This is a genomic window from Candidatus Pelagibacter communis, from assembly GCF_001180105.1.
Classification (GTDB): domain Bacteria; phylum Pseudomonadota; class Alphaproteobacteria; order Pelagibacterales; family Pelagibacteraceae; genus Pelagibacter; species Pelagibacter ubique_K.
In genome coordinates, this window is the sequence record NZ_CVSO01000004.1 from 1 (window position 1) to 1,951 (window position 1,951).

Annotated in this window: 4 protein-coding genes; all 4 read left to right on the forward strand. The window is 28.2% G+C overall.

Annotated features, from left to right (window positions below):
• On the forward strand, positions 1-924 hold a 924-nt coding region (locus AMN84_RS01320), incomplete at its 5' end, for a hypothetical protein (RefSeq protein ID WP_218836769.1).
• 109 nt (positions 925-1,033) lie between these two features.
• The gene (locus AMN84_RS01325; RefSeq protein ID WP_075482735.1) at positions 1,034-1,330 is read left to right on the forward strand and encodes a hypothetical protein; all 297 of its coding nucleotides are present in this window, start codon (positions 1,034-1,036) and stop codon (positions 1,328-1,330) included.
• Position 1,331: 1 nt separating this feature from the next.
• Entirely contained in the window at positions 1,332-1,610 is a 279-nt protein-coding gene (locus AMN84_RS01330; protein WP_075482737.1) for a hypothetical protein, read from the forward strand.
• A gap of 6 nt (positions 1,611-1,616) precedes the next feature.
• Complete coding sequence (locus tag AMN84_RS05000; protein ID WP_179850677.1) at positions 1,617-1,781, forward strand: hypothetical protein; 165 nt, start codon at positions 1,617-1,619, stop codon at positions 1,779-1,781.
• The last annotated feature ends 170 nt before the right edge of the window (positions 1,782-1,951 follow it).

The following is a 1,951-nucleotide window of genomic DNA, read 5'->3' on the forward strand; positions in this document are numbered from 1 at the left end:
CTTGGTGTTTTAAAAGAATGTTTTCTTGTTTTGGATAATTGCGATGTGATTATTAATTATTTGACAAGTACTACTTTTCGTTTAGTTAAAAGGGATGGTAATAAATTGAAGAAGGATTGTGATTATGATGCTTTTTGGAAGATTTTAAGGAAGGCTAGTTTAGATTGTAAAAAATATGATTCTGTAATTAGGGTTTATTCTCATAATTTTGATATTCATAAATGTATTTTAGATATTTCTAAAAAACTTAGTAATTTATCTTTGTTGCGTTATGGTCAGAATGAAGATAGTTTAATTTCTGATTTAGTATTATTTCATGATATGGTTTGGTATGAATTGGAAGTAAATGTTTTAGCTTATAAGAAGTCTAGGTTTTATGATTATCGTAGATTTTTCCCTGAGAAGGAGTCTTGTGGTATTGATCATAATCGTAGGCGTTCTGCTTATAGCGATTCTTCTTATCAGTGCTCTTTTTTTGATGATAGTTCTATTGTGGGTGTTATGAGCCTTAATTATGAGCTTGAGCAGGCTCTTAATCGTGTGTCTGAACTTGAGGGAGAACTTCAAGATTGTTATAGGCTTAGGAGGCTTTTGCATCCTAATGAAAGTTTGGAGGATTTTGTATCTTCTGGTTATACTGTTAAAGCTTCTTTAGATCATCTTGGTTGGTTGTTTAATAATGATCCTTGTCTTATGGACTATATATATGATTATTTGCAAGATTTTTATTCTAGTTACCGTGAGGAAAGTTATGTTCATATGATGTTTAATTTGCATGATTATTATGCGAGTATTGGTGAATGTCGTAAGGTTATAACTGGAGAGTATGAAACATTACACGATAAGAAGAGTACTGTGAGATTTGGTAGGCTTTGCAAAGAAAATGAGTATAAATCTAAATTTGTAATTAAATCTAAGTGGTAAGTTTGTAATATTTGGTAGTTTCGCATTCTCACTTTTAGTGAGTGCGACTGTATTGTTTTTGTTATTTATGCCGATATTATATTTATAAGATTAAAAGGAGGTTTTTTTTATGAAACAGAAAATTTTAGTATTGTTTATTAGGCCTTATAGTTTTTTTGATGAAAGAGATAAGGTTATTGAAGGTATAACTGTGTACTATGTTAATGTTTCTCCGTCTAATGGTGTTCAGGGTTATGGTTATTTGCCTATGAAGGCAAATTTAGATATTAGTAAGAGTAGTTCGTTTAAGGATATTTCAGGTCTTTATGATGGAATATTTGAATTTGTGCCAACTTCTAAAAATTTGATGAAAGTAAAGTTGGTTGATGTAGAATTTTTGTCAAAATATGAATTGAAGTTGGGATAATATGTATTCTGTAGGTTTGGATGGTGGTTTGGAAGTTGGTGTAAGTTCTATTCCTGAAGTTGGCTATTTTTTGTTACATTTTTCGCAGTTTGATATTATTGAGAATTATTTAAGAAGTTTTAGTGATAATTCTTTAGGTGATGAATTTTTGCTTTATTTGAATAGTATGTTTTTTCAATTAAGTAATATTTATTTACTTTTAATGTTTGTTTTTTCAATGATGTTTAGTATTTTTATATTATTTTTATTTTATAGGATTTTAAAATTTTTCGTGAGGTGAAAGAATATGGAAGGTAGTAGTGTTGAGGCTATTATAAGTGCTGCTGATATACAGCCTATTGTTGATCAGCTTTTGGCAAATGTTGAGGTTATAGTTCCTGTTGGATTGGTTATTATGAGTACAATGATTGGGATTTCTTTAATTCCTAGAATTTTGTATAAATTTTTATAGTATGGGGTTTATTTTTGTATGAATATATATATGATTTTATTTATTGTTCTTTTGTTTGTAGGTTTTTTTTAAAGAATAGATTATGTTTTTTATAAGTATTTATGAAAAGATTTTGTTTTGTATTATTAAGTTGTATTGTTTTTTTGAATTGTACAATTTGTGAGGCTTCT